Source organism: Pokkaliibacter plantistimulans (assembly GCF_003194385.1).
Taxonomy (GTDB): Bacteria; Pseudomonadota; Gammaproteobacteria; order Pseudomonadales; family Balneatricaceae; genus Pokkaliibacter; species Pokkaliibacter plantistimulans.
The window spans coordinates 1-728 of record NZ_LAPT01000215.1 but is presented as its reverse complement, the minus strand read 5'-3'; the positions used below and the strand labels follow the sequence as shown (position 1 = coordinate 728).

Sequence of the window (728 nt, the reverse complement as noted above, 5' to 3'; positions counted from 1 at the left end):
CCGCTCTGGGCCTTGCTCTGGGCGTATCTGCGGTCAGCGCCAGCGCGGCTGACATCAGCACCCGCCTGATCCGCTTCGGTTACGGCCTGAACCAGGACAGCAAGCAGGGTCGTGCGGCTGACTACTTCGTGCAGCGCATGAGCGAGCTGTCGGGCGGCAAGTTCAAGGTCAAGGCCTTCGGTGGTGCTTCGCTGGGTAGCGATATCCAGATGCAGAACGCCCTGATCGGCGGCGCACAGGAAATGATGGTCGGCTCTACCTCCACGCTGGTGGGGATCGACAAGCGCATGGGCGTATGGGATCTGCCTTTCTTGTTTGACAGTGCCGAGCAGGCTGACAAGGTGCTGGATGGCCCCTACGGCCAGAAATTGCTGGACAACCTGCAGGATCAGGGTCTGGTCGGTCTGGTGTACTGGGAGAATGGTTTCCGCAACATGACCAACTCCAAGCGCCCCATCGAGAAGATGAGCGATATGGATGGCGTGAAACTGCGTGTGATGCAGAACCCCATGTATCTGGATCTGTTCAAGAGCATGGGCGCCAACGCTGTTCCCATGTCCTTCTCTGAGCTGTTCACCGCACTGGAAACCAAAGCGGTTGATGGTCAGGAAAACCCTGTGACCACCATCGAGTCGTCCAAGTTCTATGAAGTGCAGAAGTACCTGAGTCTGACCCAGCACGTTTACAGCCCCTGGATCGTGCTGATGTCGAAAAGCTTCTGGGACAAG

Annotated in this window: 1 protein-coding gene; it reads left to right on the top strand. The window is 57.8% G+C overall.

Annotation, left to right across the window (positions count from 1 at the left end):
• A partial coding sequence (locus WH50_RS25990) for a DctP family TRAP transporter solute-binding subunit (protein WP_207780513.1) occupies window positions 1–728 on the top strand: 728 nt, incomplete at both ends.